The organism is Cupriavidus sp. P-10 (genome assembly GCF_003402535.2).
Taxonomy (GTDB): domain Bacteria; phylum Pseudomonadota; class Gammaproteobacteria; order Burkholderiales; family Burkholderiaceae; genus Cupriavidus.
In genome coordinates, this window is record NZ_AP025171.1 from 2,241,287 (window position 1) to 2,267,769 (window position 26,483).

The following is a 26,483-nucleotide window of genomic DNA, read 5'->3' on the forward strand; positions in this document are numbered from 1 at the left end:
CTGCTGCTGCAGCCAGATTTCCCTGACTTTCCCCCAAGACCGAACGATGCCCAAAGTCACCTTCCACAAGCTCGGCGAGACCTTTGTCGACGAGGTCAAGCCCCAGACCAACCTGGTCGTCCGCGCCGGCATCCGGCAGTTCCCCTACCCCAACCTGCGCTACGAGTGCGGCATGGGCAAATGCTCCAAGTGCGCCTGCCGTGTGCTGACTGGTGCCGAGCACCTGCCGCCGCCGAACTGGAAGGAGAAGAAGCAACTCGGCGAGCGGCTGGAACAGGGTTACCGGCTGGCGTGCCAGCTCTGGATCGAGCATGACATCGAGCTGGCCCAGGACGACCTGCCTGCCGCCACATCAGCCACGTCAGCCACCCTGGCCACGGCCGGCGCCGGAGCCTGACATGTTCGTGCTGCTCACCAGCCGTCCCGGCCAGTTCCGCACCGAGCCCACCGCCGGCATGACCGCGGTCGAGGCCTACGACTACGTGTTCTACGGCAAACGTACGGCGCGCTTCATCATCGCCGAGCTGGCGGCCGGTACCACCGATACCAAGGTGCGGGTGCAAGAGGAAACCCCGCCCGGCATCGTCAACCTGGTCTCGACCAAGTTCCTCGACAAGTACGCCACGCTGGAAGCCGCCCGCGCCGCGCTGCGCGAGCTGGCCAGCTTCGGCAGCATGGACATCGCCCTCGTGCCCACGCCGGTCGCCGTGGGCGGCCAGTCCTGAAGCCCCACGCCCGCAAACTACGCCCGCACGTCACGCATTCATCGCCATGATCCAGATCACCTTCCTCACCAACCACGGCAAGACGGTCAGCGCGCCGGTCAACAGCAACCTGCTGCGCGTGTCGCTGCGCGAACAGGGCGGCATCCCCTTCAAGTGCGGCGGCGGCCTGTGCGGCACCTGCAAGTGCCGCATCGACAAGGGCCGGGAGCATACCGACGCGGTCAAGCCAAAGGAAAAGAAACTGCTGACGGAAGAAGAGCTCGCAGGGGGCTTCCGGCTGGCGTGCCAGACGTTCATCGATGGCGATATCGCGGTGTCGTGGCAGCCCCGGGAGACAGTGCGCGCCTGAACTCAGCGCCGCCGCGCGGCGATCAGGCCCGCCACCTCATCCAGCGTCGCCATATCCACCGGCTGCGACAGGTCCAGCGCCAGCGTATGCCGGTAATACGGGCTAAGGTCCAGCCCGACGCCCAGCCCCAGCACCTCCACGTCACGCAACGCCTCATGCCGCGCCACCACGGCCTTGAGGTGGTTGTCCAGATAGCAGGCGTCGTTGGCCAGCCCGGTGGCGGTATCCATCGGGCTGCCGTCTGACACCACCAGCAGGATGCGCCGCGCCTTGCCGGTGGCGTGCAGCCGGGCGCAGGCCCACTCGACCCCCTCGCCGTCCACGCCTTCGCGGAACAGGTCGGCCTTGAGCAGCGCGGTGATGTCGGTACGGGCGCGCCGCCAGCTGCGGCTGGCGTCCTTGAACACCATGTGACAGGTTTCGTTGAGCCGGCCCGGGTGCGCCGGGCGGCCGCGCGCAAGCCAGTCGGCGCGCGCGCGGCCGCCGTTCCAGGCATTGGTGGTGAAGCCGAGGATTTCGGTGGCCACGCCGGCCTGGTCCAGCGCGCGCGCCACCAGGTCAAGCAGCAGCGTCAGCGGCTCTGCGTAGGCCTTCATCGATCCCGAGCAGTCCACCAGCAAACCCACCACGCAATCGGCATGCGCCTTGTACGCTTCGCGGCGGAACAGGCGCCGTTCGGCGGGCGAGCTGACCAGTTGCGCCAGCCGGCGGCCGTCGATGCGGCCGCTTTCCTCGCCGAAGGACCAGCCATCGATGCGCGGCTGCGCCAGCGCGGCGCGCAGCTTGCGGGCCAGCCGCGCCACGTTGACGCCGGCGCGGGCGATGCGGGCGTCGAGGCGCGTACGGTATTCATCGAGCAAGGCGCGCCGTACCAGCGTGGCGGCGCGCACCTCGCGGTCGTAGCGCGTGGTGAAGATGCGGTAGCCGCCGGTGGCGTCGGCCAGCACGCGGCTGTGGCCGCTGTCGGCAAGCGCGAAGGCTTCGGCCGGCGTTTCGTCGAAATCGAGCCACAGCGCAAAACCCGCGCGCGCGGCGGAAACGGCTTTGTCGTCATCCTCGCCAGCACGTGGCGCTTCGCTGTGGACCATGTCCGCGACGGCACGTGCCAGCGCCAGCGCATGCACGGCAAACGCGGCCTGGTCGTGGCGATGTGCGCGCAAGCCGGCCAGCGATATGCCCAGCACGGGGACGATGGCGGCGCGCGTGGTCTCGATCAAATCTTCGGTGTCTTCGAGCACCGGCTCGCCGCTCAGGCGCGACCACGCCACCTGCGCCACGGTATAGAGCAGGATGCCGAGATGGCCCTCGGTCAGGCCCGAGCGATGGAACGCGCGCGACCACGCCATGAAGCGGTGCCGCAGGTTGGCAGCCACGCCGGCCATGCCGCGTGGCAGGTGGGTTTCGCAGCGCAGTTGTTCGAGCAGTTCGAAAACCAGGCGCTCGACCGGATCGGTGGGACAGAGGCTGCGGTGCAGCGCTGCGTCGGAATGCGCCTGCCGCAGCGCGGCGCCGTCGGCGGCGCCGCGCAGGCAGGCCGCCGTGTCAGTGTCCGGATCGGTACGCAGGTGCGGCGCATGCTGCGGCACGGGCCGCATCGCGCGCCATAGCTGGCCGTCGCGGAAATGCAGCGCCGCGTCGCCGGTCAGCGCGCGCACGGTGGCGCCGGAGAGTTCGTCCTGCCGCTGGCGCCGGCGCAGCTGCTGCGCTGCCGACGCCGCGGTCATCGCGCGGACTCCGACGCGGCTGCAACCGCGGCGGTGTCGCCGGGCAGTTGTCCGAAGCAACGCTGGTAATACTCCGCCACCACCGGCCGCTCGGCCTCGTCGCACTTGTTCAGGAAGGTCAGCCGGAACGCCAGGCCCGGATCGCGGAAGATCTGGCAGTTCTCGGCCCAGCTGATCACGGTGCGCGGCGACATCAGCGCCGACAGGTCGCCTGCCGCAAACCCGCGCCGCGTCAGTCCCGCCATGGCCACCATTGCGTCGACCAGCGCGCGGCCGGCTTCGTGGTCCAGCTCGGGCACGCGCGCGAGCACGATGCCCGCCTCTTCCTCGTGCGGCAGGTAGTCCAGCGTGGCGACCACGTTCCAGCGGTCGATCTGCGCGTGGTTGAGCAACTGGGTGCCGTGATAGAGCCCGTTGACGTTGCCGAGCCCCACGGTATTGGACGTGGCAAACAACCGGAACGACGGATGCGGCCGGATCACCCGGTTCTGGTCGAGCAGCGTGAACTTGCCGTCGCGTTCCAGGATGCGCTGGATCACGAACATCACGTCGGGCCGGCCCGCGTCGTATTCATCGAAGATCAGCGCCACCGGCCGCTGCAGCGCCCACGGCACGATGCCTTCCTGGAACTCGGTCACCTGGCGCCCGTCGCGCACGACGATGGCGTCCTTGCCGACCAGGTCGAGCCGGCTGATATGTCCATCGAGGTTGACGCGCACGCACGGCCAGTTGAGGCGCGCCGCCACCTGCTCGATATGGGTCGACTTGCCGCTGCCATGCAGCCCCTGCACCATCACGCGCCGGTCACGCATGAAGCCGGACAGGATCGCCAGCGTCACCTCCGGCTGGAAGCGGTAGGCCGGGTCGATCTCCGGTACGTGGTCGTCGCGCTCGCTGAAGGCCGGCACCATCAGGCCGGAATCGATGCCGAACACCTCGCGGACCGGAATCATCCGGTCCGGCTTGCCATACTGCTCTTGCGTCACCTCATGCTCCTCGTTGGTCGCCATGCCTGCTTTCACCCCGGCACCGCGACCAGCGGAGCAAACCGCGTGACGCCGTGCGCGCTATTCGTCCTCGTCGGCGCTTTCCGCACCTTCCGCGCCGCCTTGCCAGCTGCTGGCGCTTTCGGCCTCGATCGCCGCCAGCGCGCTGGCCGCGCGCTGCAGCGCGGGCAGCAACTGCACCACCTTGTCGCGCGCCACGCGCATGACCGGGGCCTGCAGCGCCAGCCCCAGGTTGGACTTGCCGCCGTCCACGGCCGGCACCAGCACGCCGATGCAGACCAGCCCGGGCAGGAATTCCTCGTCGTCCAGTGCGTAACCGTCGCGCTTCACGCGCTCCAGTTCCGCTTCCAGCTGCGCGTGGTCCGTCAGCGTGTTCTGCGTGTACCGCTCCAGCTCCGCATGCGCCAGCAGCCGCTGCCGCTGCGCCGGCGCCAGCTGCGCCAGGAACAGCTTGCCGGTGGCCGAGCAGTGCGCCGGCACGCGCGAGCCCGGATGCAGGTAGAAGCGCAGCGGCGCCGCGGTTTCCACGCGGTCCAGGTACAGCACCTCGCCGCCCGAGAACGCGGTCAGGTTGCAGCTCTCGCCCACCTCTTCCACCAGCCGCCGCAGCGCCATATGGCGCGCGCCGTGCGAGGTGCTGTTGAGCAACAGGTTCTCCGCCAGCCGGCGCAGCCGCAGGCCGGTGCCGTATTGCCGCCCGTCGCCGTTGCGCTGGATCAGCCCCGCCGCCTCGAGCTGCTGCAGCATGCGGTGCAGCGTTGGCTTGGGCAGGCCGGTTTCTTCCACCAGCGCCTGCAGGTTGAAGGACTGGTCCTTCTCCGCGATGACTTCGAGCAGGCCGAACAAACGCAGTGCCGGCGTGTCTCCGTCGGGCTTGGCGTCACTTTTGGCGAGGCGCATATCGTTCATGCCTGGCTCCATCATAGGTAAGTTTCATTTTCAGAGTCAAATCATATCAATTATCGAAACTTCTGGTTGACCTTCCGCCGGGGAGGGCCTACATTCCGGTGAAACAATAATTTTTCGGAACATCTGGTTCCGGATTTTTAAGCAGACACCGGAGACTAGTCGACATGGACGGATAAGCATCCCGCACCCGGGATTGCAAACACTGAACCGACCACGGCCGCGGCTGGCGTTTCCCGCGCCGCCACCTATACAGAAGAGAAGCCGTGGCGCCTGCCAAAAACGCTGGTCTGGCTGCAAGTAGTACCGGCAGCACGCGCAGCACAGGAGACACACCATGATCCAACAACCCGAGTCCGGCAACGGACTATCCCACGGCCTCAAGCAACGCCACATGACCATGATCGCCCTTGGCGGCGTGATCGGCGCTGGCCTGTTCGTCGGCAGCGGCGTCGTCATCAAGTCGGCCGGCCCCGGCGCGGTCCTTTCCTTCCTGATCACCGGCCTGCTGGTCGTGCTGGTCATGCGCATGCTGGGCGAGATGGCGTGCGCGCTGCCCGGCACCGGCGGCTTCTACGAGTATGCCCGCGAAGCCTGGCGCGATCGCCCCGCGGTGGGCAACCTCGCCGGCTTCCTGACCGGCTGGATGTACTGGTATTTCTGGGTCATCGTGGTGGCGCTCGAAGCCGTCGCCGGCGCCGACCTGGTGCGCTACTGGCTGCCCGACGTACCCAACTGGATCATCAGCCTGGTGCTGCTGGTGATGCTGACGCTGACGAACCTGGTGTCGGTCAAGTCGTTCGGCGAGTTCGAGTTCTGGTTCGCCTCGATCAAGGTCGCGGCGATCATCGTGTTCCTGTTCGTCGCCGGCGTGTACGTGCTGGGCCTCGCTCCCGGCGCACAGGGCATGCAAGTGGCGAACCTGACCGTCAACGGCGGCTTCCTGCCGAACGGGATCGTGCCGGTGCTGACCGGCGCGGTCGCGGCCACCGGGTTCTACTTCGGCGCCGAGATCGTCACCATCGCCGCCGCCGAGACCGCCGAGCCGCAGAAGGCAGTGGCCAAGGCCACCAGCTCGGTGATCACCCGCGTGCTGGTGTTCTATGTCGGCTCGATCCTGCTGGTGGTATGCCTGGTGCCGTGGAACTCCAACAGCATCTCCACGCCGTACGTCAGCGCGCTGAACGTGATGGGCGTTCCCGCCGCCGCGCAGATCATGAACGCGATCGTGCTGACCGCGGTGCTGTCGGCGCTCAACTCCGGCCTGTACGCTTCGTCGCGCATGCTGTTCGCGCTGACCCGCCGCGGCGACGCGCCGCAGTCGCTGGCCCGCGTCAGCCGCAACGGCGTGCCGGTCCGCGCCATCCTGGTGGCCACGCTGTTCGGCTACGGCGCGGTGGTCATGTCCTATGTCTCGCCCGATACGGTGTTCGCCTTCCTGGTCAACTCGTACGGCACCGTCGCCATCTTCGTCTACATCCTGATCGCGATCTCGCAGCTGCGCCTGCGCTCGCGGCTGGAACGCGAAGCGCCGGGCCTGCTGCGCGTGCGCATGTGGTGCTTCCCGTATCTCACCTATGTCGCGATCCTGGGCATGCTGGGCATCGTGATCGCCATGGCCTTTATCCCCGACCAGCGCACACCGCTTGCGCTGGGGGTGGTCAGCCTGCTGATCCTGCTGATTGCCTACGGCGCGCGGCAACTGTTTCGCCGTGGCGCGGAGCCGGTAGTACCGCTGGCAGAGATGCCAGGGCCAGACCTCCACAAGTATTGATGTGCCACGCGGCGCGCCAGTGCAGTAAGCTGGCGCGCTGTGTCGTTTAGCCGCCGCAACATGAGCCTCAAGTCCCCCGCCACCATGTGGTTCCAGCTGTTCCAGCAGCACGCCCTGTCCGGCCTGAGCCTGCAGGGCAAGATCCGCCAGATGCTGGTGTCCGCGATCCTTGACCAGCAACTGCCGCAGGGCGAACCGCTGCCAAGCAGCCGCGAGTTGTCCGCGCAGCTGCGCGTGGCGCGCAACACCGTGGTGCTGGCGTACCAGCAACTGGTCGATGAAGGCTACCTGGTGGCACGCGAGCGCAGCGGCTATTTCGTCAACCCCGAGATCCTGGGCACGCGCGTCAGCGGCGTGGCGTCGCTGCGCGGCGAGCCCGTGCCCGCGCGCGGCGGCGAGCCCGACTGGGAACGGCGCTTCGTGTTCCGCCCCACGCAGCAGCGCAATATCGTCAAGCGCGCCAACTGGCGCGACTACCAATATCCCTTTATCTACGGCCAGTACGACCCCACGCTGTTCCCCACCGCCGACTGGCGCGAATGCTGCCTGAAGGCGCTGAGCGTGCTCGACATCCACGACTGGGCCCAGGACATGATCCTGCGCGACGACGAGTCCCTGGTGCAGCAGATCCGCACCCGCGTGCTGCCGCGCCGCGGCGTCTGGGCCGGCGCCGACGAGATCGTGGTCACCGTGGGCGCGCAGCAGGCGCTGTACCTGCTGGCCGACCTGCTGGTCAGCCCCGATACGCCGGTCGGCATCGAAGACCCCGGCTATCCGGATGCGCGCAATATCTTCGGCTCGCATACGTCGCACCTGGTGCCGCTGCCGGTCGATGGCGACGGCCTGGTGCTGTCCGACGCGCAGCGCGCATGCGACTACGTCTACGTCACGCCCAGCCACCAGTGCCCCACCACGGTCACTATGCCGCTGGCACGCCGGCAGGCCCTGCTGCGCCAGGCCGAGGAAGCTGACTTCGTGCTGATCGAGGACGACTACGAAAGCGAGAGCCGCTTCGAAGGCGATCCCACGCCCACGCTCAAGAGCCTGGACCGCAGCAACCGCGTGATCTACGTCGGCAGCCTGTCCAAGAGCCTGGCGCCAGGGCTGCGCATCGGCTATATCGTCGGGCCGGCGCCACTGATTGCCGAGCTGCGCGCGGCGCGGCGGCTGATGCTGCGCCACCCGTCGGCGTATATCCAGCGCGCGTTCTCGCTGTTCCTGTCATTGGGCCACTATGACGCGCACCTGCGGCGCCTGTCGGCCGCGCACCGCGAGCGCGCCGAGGCAGTGCTGGCCGCAATGGCCACCCATATGCCCGACTTCCGCCCGGTGCCGATCGCCGGCGGCGCTTCATGCTGGATCGAAGGGCCGTCCTGGCTCGACGCCAACGCGCTGACGCGGCTGGCCGAGCTGCAGGGCGTGCTGATCGAGCCCGGCAGCGTCTTCTTCATGGCCGAGCCGGCGCCGCGCAACGTGTTCCGGCTGGGCTATTCGTCGATCTCGCTGGACCGCATCGAGCCCGGCATCCGCGTGCTGGCGGCCGTCGCGCGTGAACTGCAGGCCACCGCCGGCGCGCCAGGCGCGGCTGCAGCGGACGCCGCCGTCACTTCCCGCACCCGCCCCGCGGCCTGAACGGGCCCGCGACCAGCTGGCCCCGTGCTGGCCCCAAGCTGGCCCAAACGATTGTCCCGAACTGGCGCTACATCGCCGCGCCCGCCTTCCCTATCCTCGAGTCATGGCCGGTACCGCAGCGCGTTGCGCGGGCCGGTGGACAACACTCAGGAGACCAAGCCATGTCCGATCGCAACACCGCCGCCGGTATCGAACTGCTGCAAGCCTTCAACGACGCCTGGAACCGCCACGACCTCGAAGCCCTGATGGGCTTCATGGCCGATGACTGCGCCTTCCACGGCGTTGCCGGCAGCGAACTGCTCGGCCGCAGCTTCATCGGCCGCGACGCCGTGCGCGAAGGCTTCCAGCTCGCGTGGCAGACCTTCCCCGACGCGCAATGGGTCGATGGCGAGCATTTCGTCGTGGGCGACCGCGGCGTCAGCGAATCCACCTTCAAGGGCACCCGTGCCGACGGCGCCCGCATCGAGGCGCGCATGGTTGACGTCTTCACCTTCCGCGACGGCAAGATCGCGGTGAAGAATGCCTACCGCAAGGACCGCCCGCCCGTGGTGGCGCCCGTGGTGGCGCCCGTAGTGGCCGCGCAAGCCTGAACGCAGGAGACGCGCCATGGAAGCCGTAGTCCCCCGCAGTGCCCTGGGCGGCGAACACACGACCGCGCCGTCGCGTCCGTACGACCCCGCCTACGACCCGCTGCATACCCCCACCCCCGGCCAGGGCCGCGAGTACGCCCCCACCTACTGGATCGGCACCGCCGGCACGCCGCCCGCCGACGACGGCCCCATCACGCATGACATCGATGTCGACGTGGCCATCATCGGCTCGGGCTTCACCGGCCTGACCTGCGCGATCTTCCTGGCGGAGCAGTACGGCATCAAGGCCACCGTGCTCGAAGCCAACCGCGTCAGCTGGGGCTGCAGCACGCGCAACGGCGGCCAGGCGCAATGCGCGTCAGGGCGGCTCAAGCGCTCGCAGTGGATCCAGCGCTACGGGCTGGATACCGCGCTGCGCCTGCACGAAGAAGTCTGCGACGGCATGGAGACCTTCAAGGGGCTGATCAAGAACATCGACTGCGACCCGCAGCCGGGCGGCCACCTGTATATCGCGCACCGCGACAAGGTGATGCCCACGCTGGAGAAGGAAGCGAAGGTCCTGCGCGAAGTCTTCAACTACGACGCGCGCATCCTCGATGCCGCCACCGTGCGGCGCGAATACGTCGACGACAAGGAAGCCGCCGGGGCGATGCACGAGCCCGAAGGCATCGGCATCCACGCGGGCAAGCTGGCCTTCGGCTACCTGCGCCGCGCGCGCGAGCTGGGCGCCAAGGTGCATCCGTCCAGCCCCGTAACGGGCTGGGAAACGCGCAACGGCGTCCATTACCTCCGCACCCCCGGCGGCATCGTGCGCGCCCGCGCCGTGGGCGTGGCCACCGGCGGCTACACCTCGCAATCGCTGCACCGCGATCTCAAGAACCGGTTGTTCCCGATCCTGTCGAACTCGATCGTCACGCGCCCGCTCACCGCCGATGAACTGGCGGCGTGCAACTTCCGCACCACGCAGGTCATCACCGACACGCGCATCCTGCGCCACTACTACCGGCTGATGCCCGACGGCCGCCTGCAGATCGGCAGCCGCAGCGCCATCACCGGCAACGACGCGCCGCAGGACCAGTACAAGCAGAAGCTCATCGCCGACATGTACCGCAAGTTCCCGGCGCTGCGCGGCATCCAGATCGACTATTCATGGTGGGGCTGGGTCGACGTCAGCCACGACATGATGCCGCGCATCACGCAGCCGGACCCGTCGCAATCGATCTACTACGCGCTGGGCTACGGCGGCAACGGCGTGATGTACTCCGCGCAGGCGGGCAAGCGGCTGGCGGCCCTGATCGCCGGCAAGGAATCGTCGCTGCCGCAGCTGCCGATCTTCCGCTCGCCGCTGCCGTTCCCGAATGTGCGCGAGATGGTGGAGGCGCAGATGTTCGCGCCGTTCCGCCGGATGGGGCAGCGGGTGCTGTATCACTGGTATCACTGGAAGGATGATGTGTTTTGAGGGTGCGGCCGCCTTTCTCCCCTCTCCCGCTTTCGTCGCTTGCGGAAGAGGGGCGCAAACCGACCGCCAGCCCTACGGCTTGTCGGACCACCACCGACACCCAAACCGGATTCCACCGTCTCCACGGCACCCGAAGCGCCGCAGTATGATGCCCAAGTCTCCCGCCCCGGGAGCATCGCGACCGCATGCCGGCCGCAGTGCATCAGGAGGCACGCTTGGACCACCCCCGGCCGTTCCCGTCCGAACCCGCGCGCCCCGGCGACCTGGTCGTCGCCCGGCCTGAAGGGTTGTATTGCCCGCCCGGCGACTTCTATATCGACCCGTGGCGCCCGGTCGAGCGCGCGGTCATTACCCACGCCCACTCCGACCATGCCCGCTTCGGCCATGCGCACTACCTGTGTTCAGCGCCCGGCCGCGGCGTGCTGCTGGCACGACTGCCAGGCATCCACCTCAACACCCTGCCATACGGCGAACGCATCACCCATCACGGCGTCACGCTGAGCCTGCACCCGGCGGGGCACGTGCTTGGCTCCTCGCAGGTGCGGCTGGAATACGGCGGCCAGGTCTGGGTGGCCTCCGGCGACTACAAACTGGAGGCCGACGGCACCTGCGACCCGTTCGAGCCGGTGCCGTGCGACACCTTCATCACCGAAAGCACCTTCGGCCTGCCGATCTACCGCTGGCCATCACAGCCAACGCTGATGGCGGAGATCTTCCACTGGTGGCAGGCCAATGCGCGGGCCGGCCGCGCCAGCGTGGTCTACGCCTACAGCTTCGGCAAGGCACAGCGCATCCTGCATGGGCTGCTGCACCATGCCGGCGTCGATGGCCTGCCCGGTCCGGTGATCGTCCACGGCGCGCTGACCACGCTGAACGCCGCGTACGCCGACGCCGGCGTGGCGCTGCCGCCGATGGCGCTTGCATCCGAGCTGCCGCCGCGCAGCCCGCTGCTGCGCCAGGCGCTGGTGGTGGCGCCACCGTCGGCACAACGCTCGGCCTGGCTGCGGCGCTTCGGCGATGCGTCCGATGCCTTTGCCAGCGGCTGGATGCAGCTGCGCGGCACGCGCCGGCGCCGCGGCGTCGATCGCGGCTTTGCGCTGTCCGACCACGCCGACTGGCCGGGGCTGCTGCAGGCGATCGGCGCCACCGGCGCCGGCCGCATCATCGTGACCCACGGCAACGTGCCGGTGATGGTGCGCTACCTGAACGAACGCGGCTGGCAGGCGCAGGCTTTCGAGACCGAGTACGGCGATGACGACGAATCGGCGCGCGCCGAGGCGCAGGCGGCTGAATCGGGCAGCGAAGCCGCCAACGAAGAGCCCGCCCCATGAAGGCCTTCGCCGACCTCTACGCCGCGCTCGACGGCACCACCTCGACCAAGGCCCGGCTGGCAGCGCTGGTCGACTACCTGCGCGTCGCGCCGCCGCAGGACGCGGCCTGGGCCGTGTACTTTCTGGCCGGCGGCAAGCCGCGGCAAATCGTGCCGGTGTCGGTGCTGCGCGAACTCGCGCGCGAGGCCGCCGGCCTGCCCGACTGGCTGTTCGAAGAAAGCTACCAGGCCGTCGGCGACCTCGCCGAGACCATTGCCCTGCTGCTGCCCGAACCCATGGACGCCGACCACGCTGGCCTGGCCGAATGGGTCGAGCAGCGCCTGCTGCCGCTGCGCGGCCTGCCGCCGGAAGCACTGATGCCGCGCCTCGATGCGCTTTGGCGCCCGCTCGACGCCCATGGCCGGCTGGTGCTGTTCAAGCTGATCACCGGCGCCTTCCGCGTCGGCGTGTCGCGCCTGCTGGTCACGCGCGCGCTGGGCGAGGTAGCGGGCATCGATCCCAAGCGCGTGGCCGAGCGCATGGTTGGCTATACCGACCTGTCAGCACGGCCCGATGCCGCGCGCTTCCTGGCCCTGCTCGCGCCGGAAAGCGACGACGACCGCCAGCTTCGCGCCGGCGGCCAGCCCTACCCATTCTTCCTCGCGCATCCGCTGCAGGCACCCGTCGCGCAGTTCGGCGAGGTACTTGGCGCCCCCGGGCGCTGGCTGGTCGAATGGAAATGGGACGGCATCCGCGCGCAGCTGGTGTGTCGAGGCGGGCAAACCTGGCTGTGGTCGCGCGGCGAGGAGCTGATCACCGAGCGCTTCCCCGAGATCGTCGACGCGGCCGCGGCACTGCCGGATGGCACCGTGCTCGACGGCGAGATCGTGATCTGGCAGGACGGCCGCGTGCAGCCGTTTGCGCTGCTGCAGCAGCGCATCGGCCGCAAGACGCTGAGCGCAAAGCTGCTGCGCGATGCACCGGCGATCCTGATGTCGTACGACCTGCTCGAATGGCAGGGCGAGGACTGGCGCGTCCGGCCGCAGGCGGCGCGCCGCGCGCGGCTGGAGCATGTGGTTGCCGGGCACGTCCATCCCTCGCTGGAGCTGAGCCCGCTGGTCGAGGCCGACAGCTGGGAGCACTACGCGCGGCTGCGCGATGCCTCGCGCGATCTTGGCGTGGAAGGCTTCATGCTGAAGGCCGCGGATGCAGCCTACGGCGCCGGCCGCACCAAGGACGTCGGCGTCTGGTGGAAATGGAAGATCGATCCGTATTCGGTCGATGCGGTGCTGATCTATGCGCAGCGTGGCCACGGCCGCCGCGCCAGCCTCTATACGGACTTCACTTTCGCGGTGTGGAACGCGCCGCAGGGCACCCCGGACCGCGCGCTGGTGCCGTTCGCCAAGGCGTACTCCGGGCTGACCGACCAGGAAATGCGCGCGGTCGACGCCATCATCCGCCGCACCACCGTCGAGAAATTCGGCCCGGTGCGCAGCGTGGAGCCGACGCAGGTGTTCGAACTGGGCTTCGAAGGCATTGCGCGCAGCGGCCGCCACAAGAGCGGCATCGCGGTGCGCTTCCCCCGCATGCTGCGCTGGCGCACCGACAAGCCCATTGAAGAAGCCGACACGCTGGCCACGCTGGAAGCCATGCTGCCCGGTGCCGCCACACCGCGGGAGGACGCCGCATGACCCCGCCGCGTGCCGCACGCAAGCCGGCGGAGGACGCCGCCGCCGAGCCGCTCACTGTCGCGCAGGGACTGCAGGCGCTGTTCGATGCGCGCGGCTGGCAGCCGTTCGCGTTCCAGCGCGAAGCCTGGGCCGCCATCGCTCGCGGCCAGAGCGGCCTGCTGCATGCCACCACCGGCACCGGCAAGACCTATGCGGCATGGCTGGGCGCGCTGATGGCATTCGGCACGCCGCGCGCCGCGCCGTCGCACGACAAGCCAGCGCCGCCACTGACGGTCCTGTGGCTCACGCCGATGCGAGCGCTCGCCGCCGACACCACGCGCGCGCTGCAGGCGCCGCTGGCGGAACTCGATCTCGACTGGACCGTGGCGCTGCGCACCGGCGACACCGGCAGCGCCGAACGCGCCGCGCAGCAGCGCCGCCTGCCGACCGCGCTGGTGACCACGCCGGAAAGCCTGACGCTGATGCTGACCCGCGCCGACGCGCAGGAAACGCTGCGGCGCGTGCGCATGGTGGTGGTCGACGAATGGCACGAGCTGATCGGCAACAAGCGCGGCGTGCAGGCGCAGCTGGCGCTGGCGCGGCTGAGGGAATGGCAGCCGGCGCTGATGGTGTGGGGGCTGTCGGCCACCCTGGGCAACCTGCCGCACGCGGCCGACGTGCTGCTGTCTGGCGTGCCGGAGGACCAGCGCGTGCTGGTGCACGGCCACACGCCCAAGACGCTGCTGATCGACACGCTGCTGCCGGGCAATGCCAGCCGCTTCCCGTTTGCCGGCCACCTGGGGCTGTCGATGCTGCCTCACGTGGTGGAGGAGCTTGAGCACAGCGGCACCACGCTGGTCTTCCTCAACACGCGCTCGCAGGCCGAGCTGTGGTACCAGGCGCTGCTCGATGCGCGTCCCGACTGGGCCGGCCAGATCGCGTTGCACCACGGCTCGCTCGACCGCGCGGTGCGCGAGTGGGTGGAGTTGAGCCTGAAGAACGGCGAGCTGCGCGCGGTGGTCTGCACCTCCAGCCTGGATCTCGGCGTCGACTTCCTGCCGGTTGAGCGCGTGCTGCAGGTCGGCTCGCCCAAGGGCGTGGCGCGCCTGCTGCAGCGCGCCGGCCGTTCGGGCCATGCACCGGGCCGCGCCTCGCGCGTGACGGTGGTGCCCACGCACAGCCTGGAGCTGGTGGAAGCGGTGGCCGCGCGGCACGCGGTGCAGGCGGGGCGGATCGAGGCGCGCGAGTCGCCCGACAAGCCGCTCGACGTGCTGGTGCAGCACCTGGTGACGGTGGCGCTTGGCGGCGGCTTCCGCGCCGAAGCGCTGCTGGCCGAGGTGCGCACCGCCTGGGCCTACCGCGGCCTGACCGACGCCGAATGGCAATGGTGCCTGGACTTCGTGCGCCAGGGCGGCGCCACGCTGTCGGCCTATCCGGACTTCCGCCGCGCCGTGCCGGACGAGGAAGGCGTCTGGCGCGTGCCCGATGTCGGGCTGGGCCGGCGCCACCGCATGAGCATCGGCACCATCGTCAGCGACGCCACCATGCAGGTGCGCTACTGGAGCCGCGCCGGCAGCGGCGGCGCCTCGCTGGGATCGGTCGAGGAAGGCTTTATCGCGCGGCTGGCGCCGGGCGACTGCTTCCTGTTCGGCGGCCGCCTGCTGGAGCTGGTACGGGTGCAGGAGATGACCGCCTACGTGCGCCGCGCCACCGGCAAGCGCCCGGTGGTGCCGCGCTGGAATGGCGGCAAGATGCCGATGTCGACCGAGCTGGCCGAAGCGGTGATCGACACGCTCGAGGCCGCCGCCGCGGGCCGGCTCGATCCGCGCACCACGCCCGAACTGCCGCTGATCCAGCCGCTGGTGGACCTCCAGGCGCAGTGGTCGGCGCTGCCGACGCGCCAGACCCTCCTGGCCGAGGCGCTGCACTCGCGCGAGGGCTGGCACCTGTTCCTCTACCCCTTCGCCGGCCGCTCGGTCCACCTCGGGCTGGGCAGCCTGCTGGCATGGCGGCTGGGGCAGAAAGTGCCGGCGACGTTCTCGGTCGCCGTCAACGACTACGGGCTGGAACTGCTGGCCTCCGCGCCGCTGGACTGGGGCCACTGGCTGCCGCAGGTGCTGGCCGAGGAGCGCCGGCGCGACCTGGCCGCCGACGTGCTCGGCAGCCTCAATGCGGGCGAGCTGTCGCTGCGGCGCTTCCGCGAGATCGCGCGCGTGGCTGGGCTGATTTTCCAGGGCTATCCGGGCGCGCCCAAGAGCGCGCGCCAGCTGCAGGCGTCGTCGAGCCTGTTCTACGAGGTGTTCCGCAAGCACGATCCCGGCAACCTGCTGCTCGGCCAGGCCGAGCGCGAGGTGCTGATGCAGGAACTGGACGCGCACCGGCTCGCCGAAACCCTCGAGCGGCTGGCCGCGCTCAGGCTAGACCTGCACGAGCTGAAGCGGCCCACGCCGCTGTCGTTCCCGCTGGTGGTGGAATTTCTGCGCGAGAAGCTCAGCACCGAGAAGCTGGCCGACCGCATCGCGCGCATGCTGGCCGAGCTGGAACTGGCGGCGGGTCCCGAGCCGGGCGAAGCCGACGGCATGCAGGCCGCAGCGGTGGCCGATGCGGTGGCCGATGCGGCGCGCTTCGGCATGGCCGACCACGCCGGCCCGTCCGGCCGCACACCGCGCAAGCCACGCCGCCCGCGCAAACCCTCCAGACCCTTGCCGCTGCTATGACACCAGACGCCGGCACCCTGCGGGCCCACGGCGCCTGCGCCGTCTCGGCGGCGGGAGAAACGCTGTGGCTGCTGCCAGAACATGCGGTGTGGTGGCCCGCGGCGGGCATGCTGATGGTGGCCGACGTGCATTTCGGCAAGGCCGCGGCGTTTCGCGCGCTCGGGCAGCCGGTGCCGCACGGCACCACCGGCGACAACCTGGGCCTGCTGACGCAGCTGACGCGGCAGTTGCCGGTGGAGGAACTGGTCTTCCTTGGCGACTTCCTGCACGCGCGTGCGGCGCGCACGCCGGCGGTGCTGGCGGCGCTGGACGGCTGGCGCCGCAGCCTGCCGCCGCAGGTGCGCTGCACCCTGGTGCGCGGCAACCACGATGCGCGCGCCGGCGACCCACCCGATTCGCTGCAGATCCGCGTGGTGACGGAGCCCGCCGTGGCGAGTCCCTTGGCGCTGTGCCATCTGCCCGGTGCTTCGCCGCTGGGCTACGTGCTGGCGGGCCACCTGCACCCGGCCTGCCGGCTGCGCGGCGCCGGCGCCGACAGCCTGCGCCTGCCCTGCTTCCTGTTCGGCCCGCGCGGCGCCATCCTGCCCGCCTTCGGCGCCTTCACCGGCCACGCCACGGTGCGGCCGCAAGCGGATGAACGCGTCTACGTGGCCGGTGGCGGCCGCGTCTGGCCGGTGGGCCGCGCGCCTCAGAGCAGCCCTCAGAACAGCGTGTAGCCGCCGTCGATGACGAAGGTGTCGCCGGTGTGGTAGGCCGACGCCGGGCTCATCAGGTAGACCGCAATGCCGGCAAAGTCGCTGCCTTCGCCCCAGCGGCGCATCGGCACGCGCTTGTGCACCATCTCCTGGAAGGCATCGTTGGCCTGCGCGGCGCCGGTCATCTCGGTCTTGATCCAGCCCGGCAGGATCGAATGCGCGCGGATGCCCTTGCGCGCATATTCGACGGCCAGGCCGCGCATCATCGAGATCACGCCGCCCTTGGTGGCGGCATAGTGCTCGGTCCGCGGCGCGCCTTCGATGGCCGCGACCGAAGCGGTGCTGCACAGCACACCGCCCTCGCCCTGCACCAGCATCTGCCGCACCGCGGCGCGCAGCGTGAAAAAGGCGCCATCCAGGTTGACGCGCATGGTCTTGCGCCAGACCTCCGCCGTCAACGTATCGAACGGGCCCTTGTTGCCGCCGATACCCGCGTTGGCAAAGCAGCCGTCGATCCGGCCCAGCGCCGCCACCGTGCGCTGCATCGCAGCATCGACCGCCTGCTCGTCGCCCACGTCGCACACCTCGGTGTGCACCCGGCGGCCGTGCTGCGCCAGCCGGTCGGCGGCGGCGGCGTTCTTGTCCGCGTTGGTGCCCCAGATGGCGATGTCCGCGCCCGCCGCGGCCAGGCCCTCGGCAATGCCCAGCCCGATGCCGCCGTTACCGCCGGTCACCAGGGCCACTTTTCCTGTCAGGTCGAAAGGGTGCTTGCTCATGTCTGTCTCCTCGGATGGTGGGGTCGCTGCCTCGACCGGACATTGTTGACCCGTCACGGCACAAAGCTCGTCGTCGGAACCGATGAGTTTGGATGCGCGCCGGCGCACTTCCGGGCGGCTAAGGATTTCCATGATTGACGCTTGCCCGGGCCACCGCTCCGCCCGTCCTGTCGCCATCTGCGGCCCTGCGCCGCGGCTGGCCCCAGCGAATCCGGCCAACTGGCCCTACAGGGCCGGATCGGCGCTCACCTATAAAGCCGTGACCTTCAACCCTTTCCTTTCGAGGAGCAGAACCATGCGGTGGATCAAGCGACTTGCGACGTATTTCGCCCTGGCGGCAGCACTGGCGCCAGCCGCCCACGCGCAAAGCAAGGATGTAGTGATTGCTTACCAGGACATGGTGGTGCCCTGGCGTTATGCGCAAGACATGAAGGAGCTGGAAAAGCAGACCGGCTACAAGGTGTCGTTCCGCCAGTTCGGCGGCGGCGGCGACGTAATCCGCGCCATGGCGTCGGGCCAGATCGCCATCGGCGAGGCGGGCACTTCGCCGATCGCCTCGGCGCTGTCGCAAGGACTGGACGTGGAGCTGTTCTGGATCCTCGACGACATCAACGCGGCCGAGGCCATGGTCGCGCGCAACGGCAGCAAGATCGCCAGCATCACCGACCTGAAGGGCAAGCGCGTGGGCGTGCCGTTCGTGTCGACCACGCACTACCACACGCTGGTCGCGCTGGAGCGTGCCAAGGTCAGTCCGAAAGACGTGCGCATCGTCAACATGCGCCCGCCCGAGGTCGCGGCCGCGTGGGAGCGGGGCGACATCGACGCGACCTTTATCTGGGACCCGGTGCTGGCCAAGCTCAAGCAGTCGGGCACGGTACTGACGACCTCCGGCCAGATCGCCGCCGATACCGGCAAGGCGACCTTCGACGGGATGATCGCCAACAAGAAGTTCGCGCGCGAAAACCCGGAGTTCATGGTCAAGCTGGTGCGCGTGCTGGCCGCCGCGGACGACAACTACCGCAAGAACAAGGCGTCATGGACCGCCGATTCGCCGATGGTCAAGGCGGTGGCCAAGGTCTCCGGCGCCAAGGCCGAGACGGTGCCGGCCAGCATGGCGCTGTATGCCTTCCCGACGCTGGAAGAACAGGTCTCGGAGCGCTGGCTCGGCGGCGGCGCGGCGCGCGCGCTGCAGTCGGCGGCACAGTTCCTGAAGGAGCAGGGGACCATCCAGACGGTGTTGCCGGACTACGGCCAGGGCGTCAATGCGGAATGGGCCAAACGTGCGCTGCGGTAACGCGCGCGGTGTGTGGAACGGCAAGAGCAGCGGAAATCGTCATGAACAAACTTGAAATCGATAACCTCAGCGTGAACTACGGCGCCGCCGGCGGCGCCCGCACGCTGGCCCTGTCGCAGGTCAATCTCACCATGGAGCGCGGCGATTTCGTCGTCGCGCTGGGCGCCTCGGGCTGCGGCAAGACCACGCTGCTGTCGTGCATCGCCGGCTTCATGGAGCCGTCGGAAGGCGAGATCCGGCTCAACGGCAAGGCAGTGCGCGGACCCGGTGCCGAGCGCGGCGTGGTGTTCCAGAAGCATGCGCTGATGCCGTGGCTGAGCGTGGCCGACAACGTGGCGCTGGGCCTGCGCCTGCGCGGCGTGCCGCGCGCGGAACGCCTGCGTATTGCGCGCGAGAAGCTGGCCGCGGTGGGGCTGGAAGCGGCGGCTGCCAAGCCCGTCTACCAGCTTTCCGGCGGCATGCAGCAGCGCGTGGGGATTGCGCGCGCGCTGGCCTGCGATCCGGCGGTGATGCTGATGGACGAACCGCTGGGCGCGCTCGACGCGCTGACCCGCGAGTCGATCCAGGCGCTGATCCTCAGGCTCTGGGCGAAGGAGCAGAAGATCGTGTTCTTCATCACCCACAGCGTGGAAGAGGCGCTATTCCTGGCGACGCGGCTGATCGTGATGACGCCGTCGCCGGGCCGCATCGCGCATACCTATGAACTGCCCTTCGCGCGCCGCTTCATCGAGTGCGGCGATGCCCGCCAGGTCAAGTCCGACCCGGAGTTCATCCGCTACCGCGAAGAGATCGTCGACCTGATCCATGCTACCGCCTGAGGAATTCAAGATGCCCGCTTCCGCTCAACGCATCGAACCCGCGCCGCGCGCCGCGCCTGCCGCCGCGCCAAGCTCCGCCCCTTCCAGCAAGCCGATGAAAGCCGTCTCGGGCTACCGCCTCCCCGGCGAGGGATCGAGCTCGAGCATCTCCACCATTACCGTGGTGAGCCTGCTGGCGCTGTGGTGGATCGCCAGCCACCTGCGCTGGCTGCCGCCGCTGTTCCTGCCCACGCCGGAGTCGATCGTCACCGCCTTCATCGATGCCTGGCAGGGCAACCTGCAAGGCGGCCAGCCGCTGACCGAGCACTTCACCGCGAGCATGGTGCGCGTGTTCGGCGCGTTCGGGCTGGCGGTGGCCACGGCGGTGCCGATCGGTGTGCTGATGGGCGTGTCGCGCATCGCGCGCGGCATCTTCGATCCGCCCATCGAGTTCTACCGCCCGCTGCCGCCGCTGGCCTACCTGCCGCTGATCGTGATCTGGTTCGGCATCGACGAGACCTCGAAGGTGCTGCTGATCTTCCTGGCGTGCTTTGCACCGCTGGCGATGTCGGCGCAGGCGGGCGTGCGCTCGGTCACGATCGAGCAGATCAACGCGGCCTATTCGATGGGCGCCACGCCGTGGCAGGTGGTGCGGCACGTGGTGCTGCCCGCCGCGCTGCCCGACATCCTGACCGGCATGCGCATCGCCATCGGCTTTGGCTGGACCACGCTGGTCGCCGCGGAGATGGTGGCCGCGACCGCCGGGCTGGGGCAGATGGTGCTGAACGCTTCCAACTTCCTGCGTACCGACGTGGTGATCATGGGGATCGTGCTGATCGGGTTGATCGCGTATGTGTTTGATCTGCTGATGCGCAAGATGGCGAAGTGGCTGGTGCCCTGGAAGGGGAGGATGTAAGGTGTTTTCCCCCCGCTCTCCCGCAAGCGGGAGAGGGGAGAGAGCCTTTCACTGGCACTCCAGAATCACGTCGATCAAGCGCTTGCCAAAATGCAGCGCGCCCTGTTCCGCCGCGGCGCGCGTGAAATAGTCCTGCTCGTCGACGTCGAGGCCGTACTGCATGTCGGTCGTCGGCGTCTTCGAGCGCCCGACACCGAGCAGGTAGCCCCACTTCGGTCCGGGTGTGTCCCGGACGGTCGCAATATCCGCCACCTCGAAGGCCATCACGTGAGCATACATGCCGCGATAGCTTTCGGTGATCCATCTCAAGGGTTCTGCCATGGTCTCCTCGCCTGTCGCAGGTACTCCCTGGTAAGCCCCTAATGCTACGCAACGCAGACCGGTCCCGTCACTTGTACGAAATTCCCGCCTTTTCAAACCAGCGAGGCGGTTCGGCACTATCATCGGCACATTACCAACCGCCAGTTGCCAGTCATGGACAAGGCCCGCGTGCTGACCCTCTTCATCGGCGTGGTGCGCGCCGGCAGTTTCCAACGCGCCGCGGTGGAAGCCGGCGTGACCCCGCAAGCCGTTAGCAAGGCGGTGCGCACGCTGGAAGACGACCTCGGCGTACGCCTGCTGCACCGGACCACGCGCAAGCTCAGCCTCACCACCGAAGGCGCGCGCCTGTTTGAACTGGCCGCACCGGGCATGCGCCAGCTGGATGAGGCGCTGGACCAGGTGCGCAGCAGCAAGAGCGATGACGACGGCCTGATCCGCCTGACCGCGCCGCCGTCGATCGGCAGCCGTGTGCTGGTGCCCTTGGTGCGCGCCTTCCGCGAACTGCATCCGGGCATCACCTTCGATGTGGTGCTGAGCGACCTTTTCACCGACCTGGTCGAGTCCCGGATCGATATCGGCTTCCGCGCCGGCACCAGCCCAGGCCAGAACCTGGTGGCGCGCCGGCTGTGCGACCTGCCGCTGGTCATCTGCGCCGCGCCCGACTACCTGGCGCGGCACGGCGAGCCGGCCACGCTGGACGAACTGCTGCAGCACCAGTGCACCGGCTTCCGCCGCCCGGCGACCGGGCGCATGGTGCCGTGGGAGCTGCAGGTCGACGGCGCGCTGGTCTACCAGGAGGTGCCCGCCGTCGCCAGCTTCAACGACGTGGAGACCGAGGTGGAAGCGGTGCGCGCCGGCATGGGCATCGGCCAGCTCTCCGCCTACATGATCCACGCCGACCTCGTCAGCGGCCGGCTCAGGGCGATCCTGACCGGATTCAGCAGCAGCAACGTCGGCCTGTACATGTACTACCCGCACCGCAGCCAGATGCCGGTGCGGGTCCGGCGCTTTATCGACTTCGTGGTGGAAGCCGGGCGCGGCGCGGAACAGTCCCTGTCGCGGCTAGCAGGGCTCGTGCGCTGATCCTTCCGGCACAAGGCAGGCGACCCGACCCCACCCACACTTCCCGCCAGCACGCTTCTCCCGAGCCCTGCTCCGGCCCTTTCGTTTGATTTTTTCTCAAGCGAAGACGCCGGAAATGTCGTTTGTCGCGCGCGCCGCCAGCGACAACCATTACGCCAAGGCCCACCAAACAGGAGACTGCCGTGTCAGACCAAGCCTATCCGCTCTGGAGTGCGGACCCCCTTCCCCACCTGATCGCCTCGCGCCACCGCGCCACCGGCGAATGGATCTTCCCGGCAGTGCCGGCCGGTTCGCCGCTCGCCGCCGAGCATGACCCGGTCGCCATCCGCGGCTCCGGCGTGGTCTACAGCTTCACCGTGATCCATCCCGCGCCCAAGACCGGCCAGCCGCCGTACGCGCTGGGCTATGTCGACTTCGTCGGCCCGGTGCGCATCTTCGGGCGCCTGCAGGGCAAGGCGCGCCCGGTGATCGGCGACCGCTATGAAGCCCGCCCCGACGCCGAGTTCGGCTATGTCTTCGAGGCCGTCACGGCCTGATGGATCGAGAAAAGGAAAGGAAAAGCAACATGCAGGACATCTACATCCACGGCGGCGCGATGACGCCGTTCGGCCGCCACGCCGGCGTGCTGGCGCCCGAACTGGCGCAACAGGCCATCCTCAAGGCACTGGCCGACGCCGACGTGCCGGCCAGCCGCATCCAGGCGGTGTATTGCGCCAATGTGCTGGGCGGCATGATCCTGGGCCAGCTGATCGTGCGCGACCTGGGCCTGAAGGGCATTCCGGTCTACAACGTCGAGAACGCCTGCGCCAGCGGCGCCACCGGCGTGCACCTGGCGCGGCATGCGCTGCTGGCCGGGCAATACGACACGGTGCTGGTGTTCGGCATCGAGCAGCTCACCGCGCTCGGCGGCGGCACCATCCCGCTGCAGCGCAACGACCACAAGACAGAGCTATATGCCAAGGCCGGCATGGTGCTGCCCGCGGTCTATGCGATGCGCGGCACGCGCTTCCTGCACGAGCGCGACGCGTCGCCCGCCGACCTGGCGGAAGTGGCGGTCAAGAACCGCTACAACGGCTCGCTTAACCCGTATGCGCAGCAGCGCAAGGCCACCACGGTGGAGGAAGTGCTCGGCTCGCGCATGATCGCCGACCCGCTGACGCTGCTGCAGTGCTGCCCGTCGCAGGTCGACGGCGCCGCCGCCGTGGTGCTGAGCACGCGCCGCCCGGCGCAGGCGCGCCCGGTCAAGGTGCTGTCCTCAGTGGTGGTGTCCGGCCTGCGCGAGGAGGCCGACGACGACATCCTCGATGCCGAGATCACCGCGCGTGCCGCACGCCAGGCGTATGAACAGGCCGGGCTGGGGCCGCAGGACGTCGATGTGGTCGAGCTGCATGACGCCTTCACCATCGCCGAACTGCTTTATTACGAAGCGCTGGGCCTGGCCGGGCCAGGCGAAGCAGTGTCGCTGCTGAAGTCCGGCGCAACCCGGCTGGGCGGCCGCGTGCCGGTCAACCCCAGCGGCGGCCTGCTGGCCAAGGGCCATCCGCTCGGCGCGACGGGCGTAGCGCAGATGGTCGAAATCCTGTGGCACCTGCAAGGGCGCGCCGGCGAGCGCCAGGTCGACAACGCCCGCGTCGGCCTGACGCAATGCACCGGCGGCGGCATTGCTGGTGTCGACCACGCCGCGTCTTCCGTCCACCTGCTGGGAGTCTGAGATGAGTACGCAACGATTCGATCCCACCCACGTGGCCGTGGTGACGGGCGCCGCGCGCGGCATCGGCCTGGGCATCGCCACGCAGCTGGCGCGGCAAGGGCTGACCGTGGCGCTGCTCGACCGCGATGGCGGGGCGCTCGACGAGGCCGTCGGCACGCTGGCCGCCGAAGGGCTGAATGCCTTCGGCGCCACCGCCGACCTGACCGATTCCACCGCGGTCAACGACGCCTTCGCGCAAGTATCGGCACGCGCCGGCCGCGTCGACTGCCTGGTCAACAACGCAGGCGCCGTGCGCGACATGCGCTTCCTGAAGATGACCGACGAGGACTGGGACCTGGTCATCGATACCAACCTGCGCTCGCAGTTCCTGTGCTGCCGCGCGGCGCTGCCCGGCATGGTCGAGCGCGGCTACGGGCGCGTGGTGAATATCTCGTCGCGGGCCTGGCTGGGGGGCTTCGGGCAGGCCAACTACTCCGCGGCCAAGGGTGGCGTAGTCAGCCTGACGCGCTCGCTGGCGATCGAGTTCGCGGGCAAGGGCATCACCGTCAACGCGGTCGCACCCGGCATCGTCGATACCCCGCTGTTCCGCGGCTTTGCGCCGGAGGTGCAGGCGCGGCTGCAGAAGTCGGTGCCGGTGCAGCGCATCGGCACGGCCGACGATATCGCCAATGCGGTCAGCTTCTTCCTCGATCCGCAGTCGTCGTACGTGACTGGCCAGACGCTGTATGTCTGCGGCGGGCGCAGCCTGTCGTCGCCCAGCGTGTAAGGAGGCCCCCATGACCATCCAACGCCACATCGAAGGCGCGGTCGCGGTGCTGACCATCGACCGGCCCGACGCGCTCAATGCGCTCGACGTGACCACGCTGCGCGAACTGCGCGCACACCTGGCCGAGGTGCGCGACCGCGACGACCTGCGCGTCGCGGTGCTGACCGGCGCCGGCACGCGCGCCTTCTGCGCCGGGGCGGATCTGAAAGGCACGCACACTTCAGCCGCCACCTACCCCGAGGCGCTGTTCCGCGCGCCTGAGCAGGCCGCGGACCTCGGGCTCTATATCCGGCTGATGGACCTGACCGACCTCGGCCTCGGCAAGCCGCTGGTGGCGGCGGTCAACGGGCACTGCCTGGGCGCCGGGCTGGAGATCGCGCTGCAGTGCGACTTGCGGATTGCGTCGACGCAGGCCACCTTCGGCCTGCCCGAAGTGGCGGTCGGCTCGATCCCGGCGGTGTCCGGCCTGCACCGCCTGCTCAAGGCCGTGCCCGCGGCGCATGCGATGCAAATGGTGCTGACCGGCGAGCGGATCGACGCCGCGCACGCTGCGCGCATCGGCCTTGTCACCGAGACGATGGCGCCCGACGCCTTGCGCGACCGCGCGCTGGCGCTGGCCGCCCGCATCGCCGCCAATGCACCGCTGGCGGTGCAGGCGGTCAGGAAGCTGTCGCGCCAGACCAGCCACCTCAGCGAGGCCGACGCGCAGCAACTGACCGAACTCTACTGGGGCGTGCTGCGCGATACCGCAGACCGCATGGAAGGGCGACAGGCCTTCGCCGACAAGCGGCAGCCCCGCTATACGGGCCGTTGAGCGGCCAGACAAGAATCACGCAGGAGACAACCATGGCAGGTATTTCCCGAATCATGCGCGCGGCAATGGCCGGCGTGCTGGCAGCCACGGCACTAAGTGCGGCGGCGCAGGCGCCCTACCCCGCGCAGAAACCGATCACGCTGGTGGTGCCGTTCGCCCCCGGCGGCGGCAACGACATCCTCGCGCGCGCCATCGCGCCCAAGATGGGCCAGTTGCTGGGCCAGACCATCGTGATCGAGAACAAGCCCGGCGCCGGCGGCAACCTCGGCGCCGACTACGTCGCGCATGCCGCGCCGGACGGCTATACCCTGGTGATCGCGTCGAGCCAGATCACGATGAACCCGTTTCTCGGCATGAAGGTCCCGTTCCAGGTCGAGCGCGACTTCGAACCGGTCGGGCGCATCGCGTCGGTGCCGATCATGCTGGTCGCCAATCCCGAGCAGCCATTCCGCACGCTGCAGGAGTTCATCCAGTACACCCGCGCCAATCCGGGCAAGCTCAGCTACAGCAGCCCCGGGCCCGGCACGCCGCAGCACCTGGCGGGCGAGGTCTTCGCCAAGCTGAACAAGACCGAACTGCTGCACGTACCCTACCGCGGCACCGGCCCGTCGATCGCCGACCTGATGGGCGGCCAGGTGCAGATCTCGTTCGCCACCTTTGCCTCGTCGATCCAGTTCGTGCGCGCCGGCAAGCTGCGCGCGCTCGGCATCGCCGGCAAGAAACGCAGCGCGCTGATGCCTGACCTGCCGACCTTTGCCGAAGCCGGCATCGCCGGCTACGACGCGGAGCTCTGGTACAGCCTGCTGGCGCCGGCGCGCACGCCCAAGGCCGTGGTCGACAAGGTCAACGCCGCGCTGGTGGCGGCGCTGAAGTCGCCCGACGTTGCCGGGCAACTGGCAAAGCAGGGCTTCGAACCGCAAGCTTCCACGCCGGATGAACTGAAGGCGTACATCGGCAAGGAAATGTCGCGCTGGCAGCGCGTGATCCAGGACAACAACATCAAGGTGGCGCTGTGAACGCGCCGGCCGCTCTCTTCGATCCCGCCATGCTGCCGCCCACCGACAACCCGCTGCTGGACTACCTGGGCATCCGCCTGGCCAGCGTCGGCGACGGCCGCTGCACCTTCGAACTCGACATCGAGCCGCGCCACCTGAACCGGCAGGGCAGCGTGCAGGGCGGCGTGATCGCCACGCTGCTCGACGCCGCCTGCGGCTATGCCGGCCTGCCGACGGGCCCCGACGGCGCCCTCGGCCACGCGGTGACGGTGATGCTGGCCATCAGCTACCTCAGCAAGGCCAGCGCCGGGCGGCTGCGCGCCAACGCCACGGTGAGCCGTGCCGGCAGGAGCCTGTACTTTGCCTCGGCCGAACTGGCCACCGAAGCCGGCGTGCTGGTCGCCACCGCGCAAGGCACGTTCAAACGATCCCACGTATCTCCGGAGACCTGA

General features: G+C 69.2%; 26 protein-coding genes. 21 read left to right on the top strand and 5 right to left on the bottom strand.

Annotated elements, in window-relative coordinates; all coding sequences use genetic code 11:
• Window positions 1-46 precede the first annotated feature (46 nt).
• The 3 genes from CTP10_RS26935 to CTP10_RS26945 are packed head-to-tail and all read left to right on the top strand — an operon-like array spanning window position 47 to window position 1,074.
• On the top strand, window positions 47-397 hold the full coding sequence (locus CTP10_RS26935) for a 2Fe-2S iron-sulfur cluster-binding protein (protein ID WP_116319568.1): 351 nt from the start codon (window positions 47-49) through the stop codon (window positions 395-397).
• A 1-nt stretch (window position 398) separates the two neighbouring features.
• Entirely contained in the window at window positions 399-725 is a 327-nt protein-coding gene (locus CTP10_RS26940) for a ferredoxin (protein WP_116319567.1), read from the top strand.
• Window positions 726-771: 46 nt separating this feature from the next.
• Window positions 772-1,074 carry a 2Fe-2S iron-sulfur cluster-binding protein gene (locus tag CTP10_RS26945; protein ID WP_116319566.1) on the top strand — a complete coding sequence of 101 codons (303 nt, stop codon included), beginning with the start codon at window positions 772-774 and terminating at the stop codon, window positions 1,072-1,074.
• Between the two features lie 2 nt (window positions 1,075-1,076).
• Here the strand turns inward: CTP10_RS26945 and CTP10_RS26950 are convergent, their stop codons facing one another.
• From CTP10_RS26950 to CTP10_RS26960, 3 genes are read right to left on the bottom strand one after another with little or no spacing between them, the layout of a single operon-like run.
• Window positions 1,077-2,798: a cobaltochelatase CobT-related protein gene (locus CTP10_RS26950; RefSeq protein ID WP_116319565.1), complete on the bottom strand. Its 1,722-nt coding sequence runs from the start codon at window positions 2,796-2,798 to the stop codon at window positions 1,077-1,079.
• On the bottom strand, window positions 2,795-3,808 hold the full coding sequence (locus tag CTP10_RS26955) for an AAA family ATPase (protein ID WP_116319564.1): 1,014 nt from the start codon (window positions 3,806-3,808) through the stop codon (window positions 2,795-2,797). Before CTP10_RS26955 ends, CTP10_RS26950 begins: the two co-directional genes overlap by 4 nt.
• Window positions 3,809-3,865: 57 nt before the next feature.
• Entirely contained in the window at window positions 3,866-4,714 is an 849-nt protein-coding gene (locus tag CTP10_RS26960) for an IclR family transcriptional regulator (RefSeq protein ID WP_116319624.1), read from the bottom strand.
• Between the two features lie 334 nt (window positions 4,715-5,048).
• Here CTP10_RS26960 and CTP10_RS26965 point away from each other — a divergent pair, with 334 nt between their 5' ends.
• The 8 genes from CTP10_RS26965 (at window position 5,049) to pdeM (ending at window position 16,579) form a co-directional block, all read left to right on the top strand.
• A complete protein-coding gene (locus CTP10_RS26965; RefSeq protein WP_116319563.1) occupies window positions 5,049-6,485 on the top strand; it encodes an amino acid permease in 1,437 nt (478 codons plus the stop codon).
• Window positions 6,486-6,545: 60 nt separating this feature from the next.
• The gene (gene pdxR / locus CTP10_RS26970) at window positions 6,546-8,117 is read left to right on the top strand and encodes a MocR-like pyridoxine biosynthesis transcription factor PdxR (protein WP_116319562.1); all 1,572 of its coding nucleotides are present in this window, start codon (window positions 6,546-6,548) and stop codon (window positions 8,115-8,117) included.
• 161 nt (window positions 8,118-8,278) lie between these two features.
• Complete coding sequence (locus CTP10_RS26975) at window positions 8,279-8,707, top strand: nuclear transport factor 2 family protein (protein ID WP_116319561.1); 429 nt, start codon at window positions 8,279-8,281, stop codon at window positions 8,705-8,707.
• Between the two features lie 16 nt (window positions 8,708-8,723).
• Window positions 8,724-10,166: an NAD(P)/FAD-dependent oxidoreductase gene (locus tag CTP10_RS26980; RefSeq protein WP_116319560.1), complete on the top strand. Its 1,443-nt coding sequence runs from the start codon at window positions 8,724-8,726 to the stop codon at window positions 10,164-10,166.
• A gap of 197 nt (window positions 10,167-10,363) precedes the next feature.
• Window positions 10,364-11,497, top strand: a complete 1,134-nt coding sequence (locus tag CTP10_RS26985) for a ligase-associated DNA damage response exonuclease (RefSeq protein WP_199414585.1) — start codon at window positions 10,364-10,366, stop codon at window positions 11,495-11,497.
• Window positions 11,494-13,167 (top strand): ATP-dependent DNA ligase, encoded by a 1,674-nt coding sequence (locus tag CTP10_RS26990; RefSeq protein WP_116319558.1) that lies wholly within the window; start codon window positions 11,494-11,496, stop codon window positions 13,165-13,167. Before CTP10_RS26985 ends, CTP10_RS26990 begins: the two co-directional genes overlap by 4 nt.
• Complete coding sequence (locus tag CTP10_RS26995) at window positions 13,164-15,863, top strand: ligase-associated DNA damage response DEXH box helicase (protein WP_199414580.1); 2,700 nt, start codon at window positions 13,164-13,166, stop codon at window positions 15,861-15,863. Before CTP10_RS26990 ends, CTP10_RS26995 begins: the two co-directional genes overlap by 4 nt.
• On the top strand, window positions 15,860-16,579 hold the full coding sequence (gene pdeM / locus CTP10_RS27000; protein ID WP_116319557.1) for a ligase-associated DNA damage response endonuclease PdeM: 720 nt from the start codon (window positions 15,860-15,862) through the stop codon (window positions 16,577-16,579). Before CTP10_RS26995 ends, pdeM begins: the two co-directional genes overlap by 4 nt.
• On the opposite strand, the gene CTP10_RS27005 is transcribed toward pdeM, so the two are convergent.
• On the bottom strand, window positions 16,564-17,334 hold the full coding sequence (locus CTP10_RS27005; RefSeq protein ID WP_116319556.1) for an SDR family NAD(P)-dependent oxidoreductase: 771 nt from the start codon (window positions 17,332-17,334) through the stop codon (window positions 16,564-16,566). The two genes, pdeM and CTP10_RS27005, sit on opposite strands and share 16 nt — an antisense overlap.
• Before the next feature lie 295 nt (window positions 17,335-17,629).
• On the opposite strand from CTP10_RS27005, the gene tauA reads away from it, so the two are divergent.
• From tauA to CTP10_RS27020, 3 genes are read left to right on the top strand one after another with little or no spacing between them, the layout of a single operon-like run.
• Window positions 17,630-18,628: a taurine ABC transporter substrate-binding protein gene (tauA, locus tag CTP10_RS27010; RefSeq protein ID WP_116319555.1), complete on the top strand. Its 999-nt coding sequence runs from the start codon at window positions 17,630-17,632 to the stop codon at window positions 18,626-18,628.
• Window positions 18,629-18,669: 41 nt separating this feature from the next.
• On the top strand, window positions 18,670-19,446 hold the full coding sequence (locus CTP10_RS27015) for a taurine ABC transporter ATP-binding protein (protein ID WP_029044916.1): 777 nt from the start codon (window positions 18,670-18,672) through the stop codon (window positions 19,444-19,446).
• Between the two features lie 10 nt (window positions 19,447-19,456).
• Window positions 19,457-20,341, top strand: a complete 885-nt coding sequence (locus CTP10_RS27020; protein ID WP_116319554.1) for an ABC transporter permease subunit — start codon at window positions 19,457-19,459, stop codon at window positions 20,339-20,341.
• Window positions 20,342-20,389: 48 nt separating this feature from the next.
• Here the strand turns inward: CTP10_RS27020 and CTP10_RS27025 are convergent, their stop codons facing one another.
• Complete coding sequence (locus CTP10_RS27025) at window positions 20,390-20,662, bottom strand: hypothetical protein (RefSeq protein ID WP_147316209.1); 273 nt, start codon at window positions 20,660-20,662, stop codon at window positions 20,390-20,392.
• Between the two features lie 153 nt (window positions 20,663-20,815).
• Here CTP10_RS27025 and CTP10_RS27030 point away from each other — a divergent pair, with 153 nt between their 5' ends.
• The 7 genes from CTP10_RS27030 (at window position 20,816) to CTP10_RS27060 (ending at window position 26,483) form a co-directional block, all read left to right on the top strand.
• A complete protein-coding gene (locus CTP10_RS27030) occupies window positions 20,816-21,745 on the top strand; it encodes a LysR family transcriptional regulator (protein ID WP_116319552.1) in 930 nt (309 codons plus the stop codon).
• A 182-nt stretch (window positions 21,746-21,927) separates the two neighbouring features.
• Window positions 21,928-22,281, top strand: coding sequence for a Zn-ribbon domain-containing OB-fold protein (locus CTP10_RS27035; RefSeq protein WP_116319551.1), 354 nt, complete (start codon window positions 21,928-21,930; stop codon window positions 22,279-22,281).
• A 29-nt stretch (window positions 22,282-22,310) separates the two neighbouring features.
• Window positions 22,311-23,456, top strand: coding sequence for a thiolase family protein (locus CTP10_RS27040; RefSeq protein ID WP_116319550.1), 1,146 nt, complete (start codon window positions 22,311-22,313; stop codon window positions 23,454-23,456).
• A gap of 1 nt (window position 23,457) precedes the next feature.
• Window positions 23,458-24,222 (top strand): SDR family oxidoreductase, encoded by a 765-nt coding sequence (locus tag CTP10_RS27045; RefSeq protein ID WP_116319549.1) that lies wholly within the window; start codon window positions 23,458-23,460, stop codon window positions 24,220-24,222.
• Between the two features lie 10 nt (window positions 24,223-24,232).
• Window positions 24,233-25,036 (top strand): enoyl-CoA hydratase/isomerase family protein, encoded by an 804-nt coding sequence (locus CTP10_RS27050; protein ID WP_116319548.1) that lies wholly within the window; start codon window positions 24,233-24,235, stop codon window positions 25,034-25,036.
• 32 nt (window positions 25,037-25,068) lie between these two features.
• Entirely contained in the window at window positions 25,069-26,052 is a 984-nt protein-coding gene (locus tag CTP10_RS27055; RefSeq protein ID WP_116319547.1) for a tripartite tricarboxylate transporter substrate binding protein, read from the top strand.
• Between the two features lie 29 nt (window positions 26,053-26,081).
• Window positions 26,082-26,483: a PaaI family thioesterase gene (locus CTP10_RS27060; protein ID WP_116319622.1), complete on the top strand. Its 402-nt coding sequence runs from the start codon at window positions 26,082-26,084 to the stop codon at window positions 26,481-26,483.

Coding starts and splice junctions, on each gene's coding strand:
- CTP10_RS26935 (WP_116319568.1), top strand. CDS start 47: ATGCCCAAAGTCACCTTCCACAAGCTCGGCGAGACCTTTGTCGACGAG.
- CTP10_RS26940 (WP_116319567.1), top strand. CDS start 399: ATGTTCGTGCTGCTCACCAGCCGTCCCGGCCAGTTCCGCACCGAGCCC.
- CTP10_RS26945 (WP_116319566.1), top strand. CDS start 772: ATGATCCAGATCACCTTCCTCACCAACCACGGCAAGACGGTCAGCGCG.
- CTP10_RS26950 (WP_116319565.1), bottom strand. CDS start 2,798: ATGACCGCGGCGTCGGCAGCGCAGCAGCTGCGCCGGCGCCAGCGGCAG.
- CTP10_RS26955 (WP_116319564.1), bottom strand. CDS start 3,808: ATGGCGACCAACGAGGAGCATGAGGTGACGCAAGAGCAGTATGGCAAG.
- CTP10_RS26960 (WP_116319624.1), bottom strand. CDS start 4,714: ATGAACGATATGCGCCTCGCCAAAAGTGACGCCAAGCCCGACGGAGAC.
- CTP10_RS26965 (WP_116319563.1), top strand. CDS start 5,049: ATGATCCAACAACCCGAGTCCGGCAACGGACTATCCCACGGCCTCAAG.
- pdxR (WP_116319562.1), top strand. CDS start 6,546: ATGAGCCTCAAGTCCCCCGCCACCATGTGGTTCCAGCTGTTCCAGCAG.
- CTP10_RS26975 (WP_116319561.1), top strand. CDS start 8,279: ATGTCCGATCGCAACACCGCCGCCGGTATCGAACTGCTGCAAGCCTTC.
- CTP10_RS26980 (WP_116319560.1), top strand. CDS start 8,724: ATGGAAGCCGTAGTCCCCCGCAGTGCCCTGGGCGGCGAACACACGACC.
- CTP10_RS26990 (WP_116319558.1), top strand. CDS start 11,494: ATGAAGGCCTTCGCCGACCTCTACGCCGCGCTCGACGGCACCACCTCG.
- CTP10_RS26995 (WP_199414580.1), top strand. CDS start 13,164: ATGACCCCGCCGCGTGCCGCACGCAAGCCGGCGGAGGACGCCGCCGCC.
- pdeM (WP_116319557.1), top strand. CDS start 15,860: ATGACACCAGACGCCGGCACCCTGCGGGCCCACGGCGCCTGCGCCGTC.
- CTP10_RS27005 (WP_116319556.1), bottom strand. CDS start 17,334: ATGAGCAAGCACCCTTTCGACCTGACAGGAAAAGTGGCCCTGGTGACC.
- tauA (WP_116319555.1), top strand. CDS start 17,630: ATGCGGTGGATCAAGCGACTTGCGACGTATTTCGCCCTGGCGGCAGCA.
- CTP10_RS27015 (WP_029044916.1), top strand. CDS start 18,670: ATGAACAAACTTGAAATCGATAACCTCAGCGTGAACTACGGCGCCGCC.
- CTP10_RS27020 (WP_116319554.1), top strand. CDS start 19,457: ATGCCCGCTTCCGCTCAACGCATCGAACCCGCGCCGCGCGCCGCGCCT.
- CTP10_RS27025 (WP_147316209.1), bottom strand. CDS start 20,662: ATGGCAGAACCCTTGAGATGGATCACCGAAAGCTATCGCGGCATGTAT.
- CTP10_RS27030 (WP_116319552.1), top strand. CDS start 20,816: ATGGACAAGGCCCGCGTGCTGACCCTCTTCATCGGCGTGGTGCGCGCC.
- CTP10_RS27040 (WP_116319550.1), top strand. CDS start 22,311: ATGCAGGACATCTACATCCACGGCGGCGCGATGACGCCGTTCGGCCGC.
- CTP10_RS27045 (WP_116319549.1), top strand. CDS start 23,458: ATGAGTACGCAACGATTCGATCCCACCCACGTGGCCGTGGTGACGGGC.
- CTP10_RS27050 (WP_116319548.1), top strand. CDS start 24,233: ATGACCATCCAACGCCACATCGAAGGCGCGGTCGCGGTGCTGACCATC.
- CTP10_RS27055 (WP_116319547.1), top strand. CDS start 25,069: ATGGCAGGTATTTCCCGAATCATGCGCGCGGCAATGGCCGGCGTGCTG.
- CTP10_RS27060 (WP_116319622.1), top strand. CDS start 26,082: ATGCTGCCGCCCACCGACAACCCGCTGCTGGACTACCTGGGCATCCGC.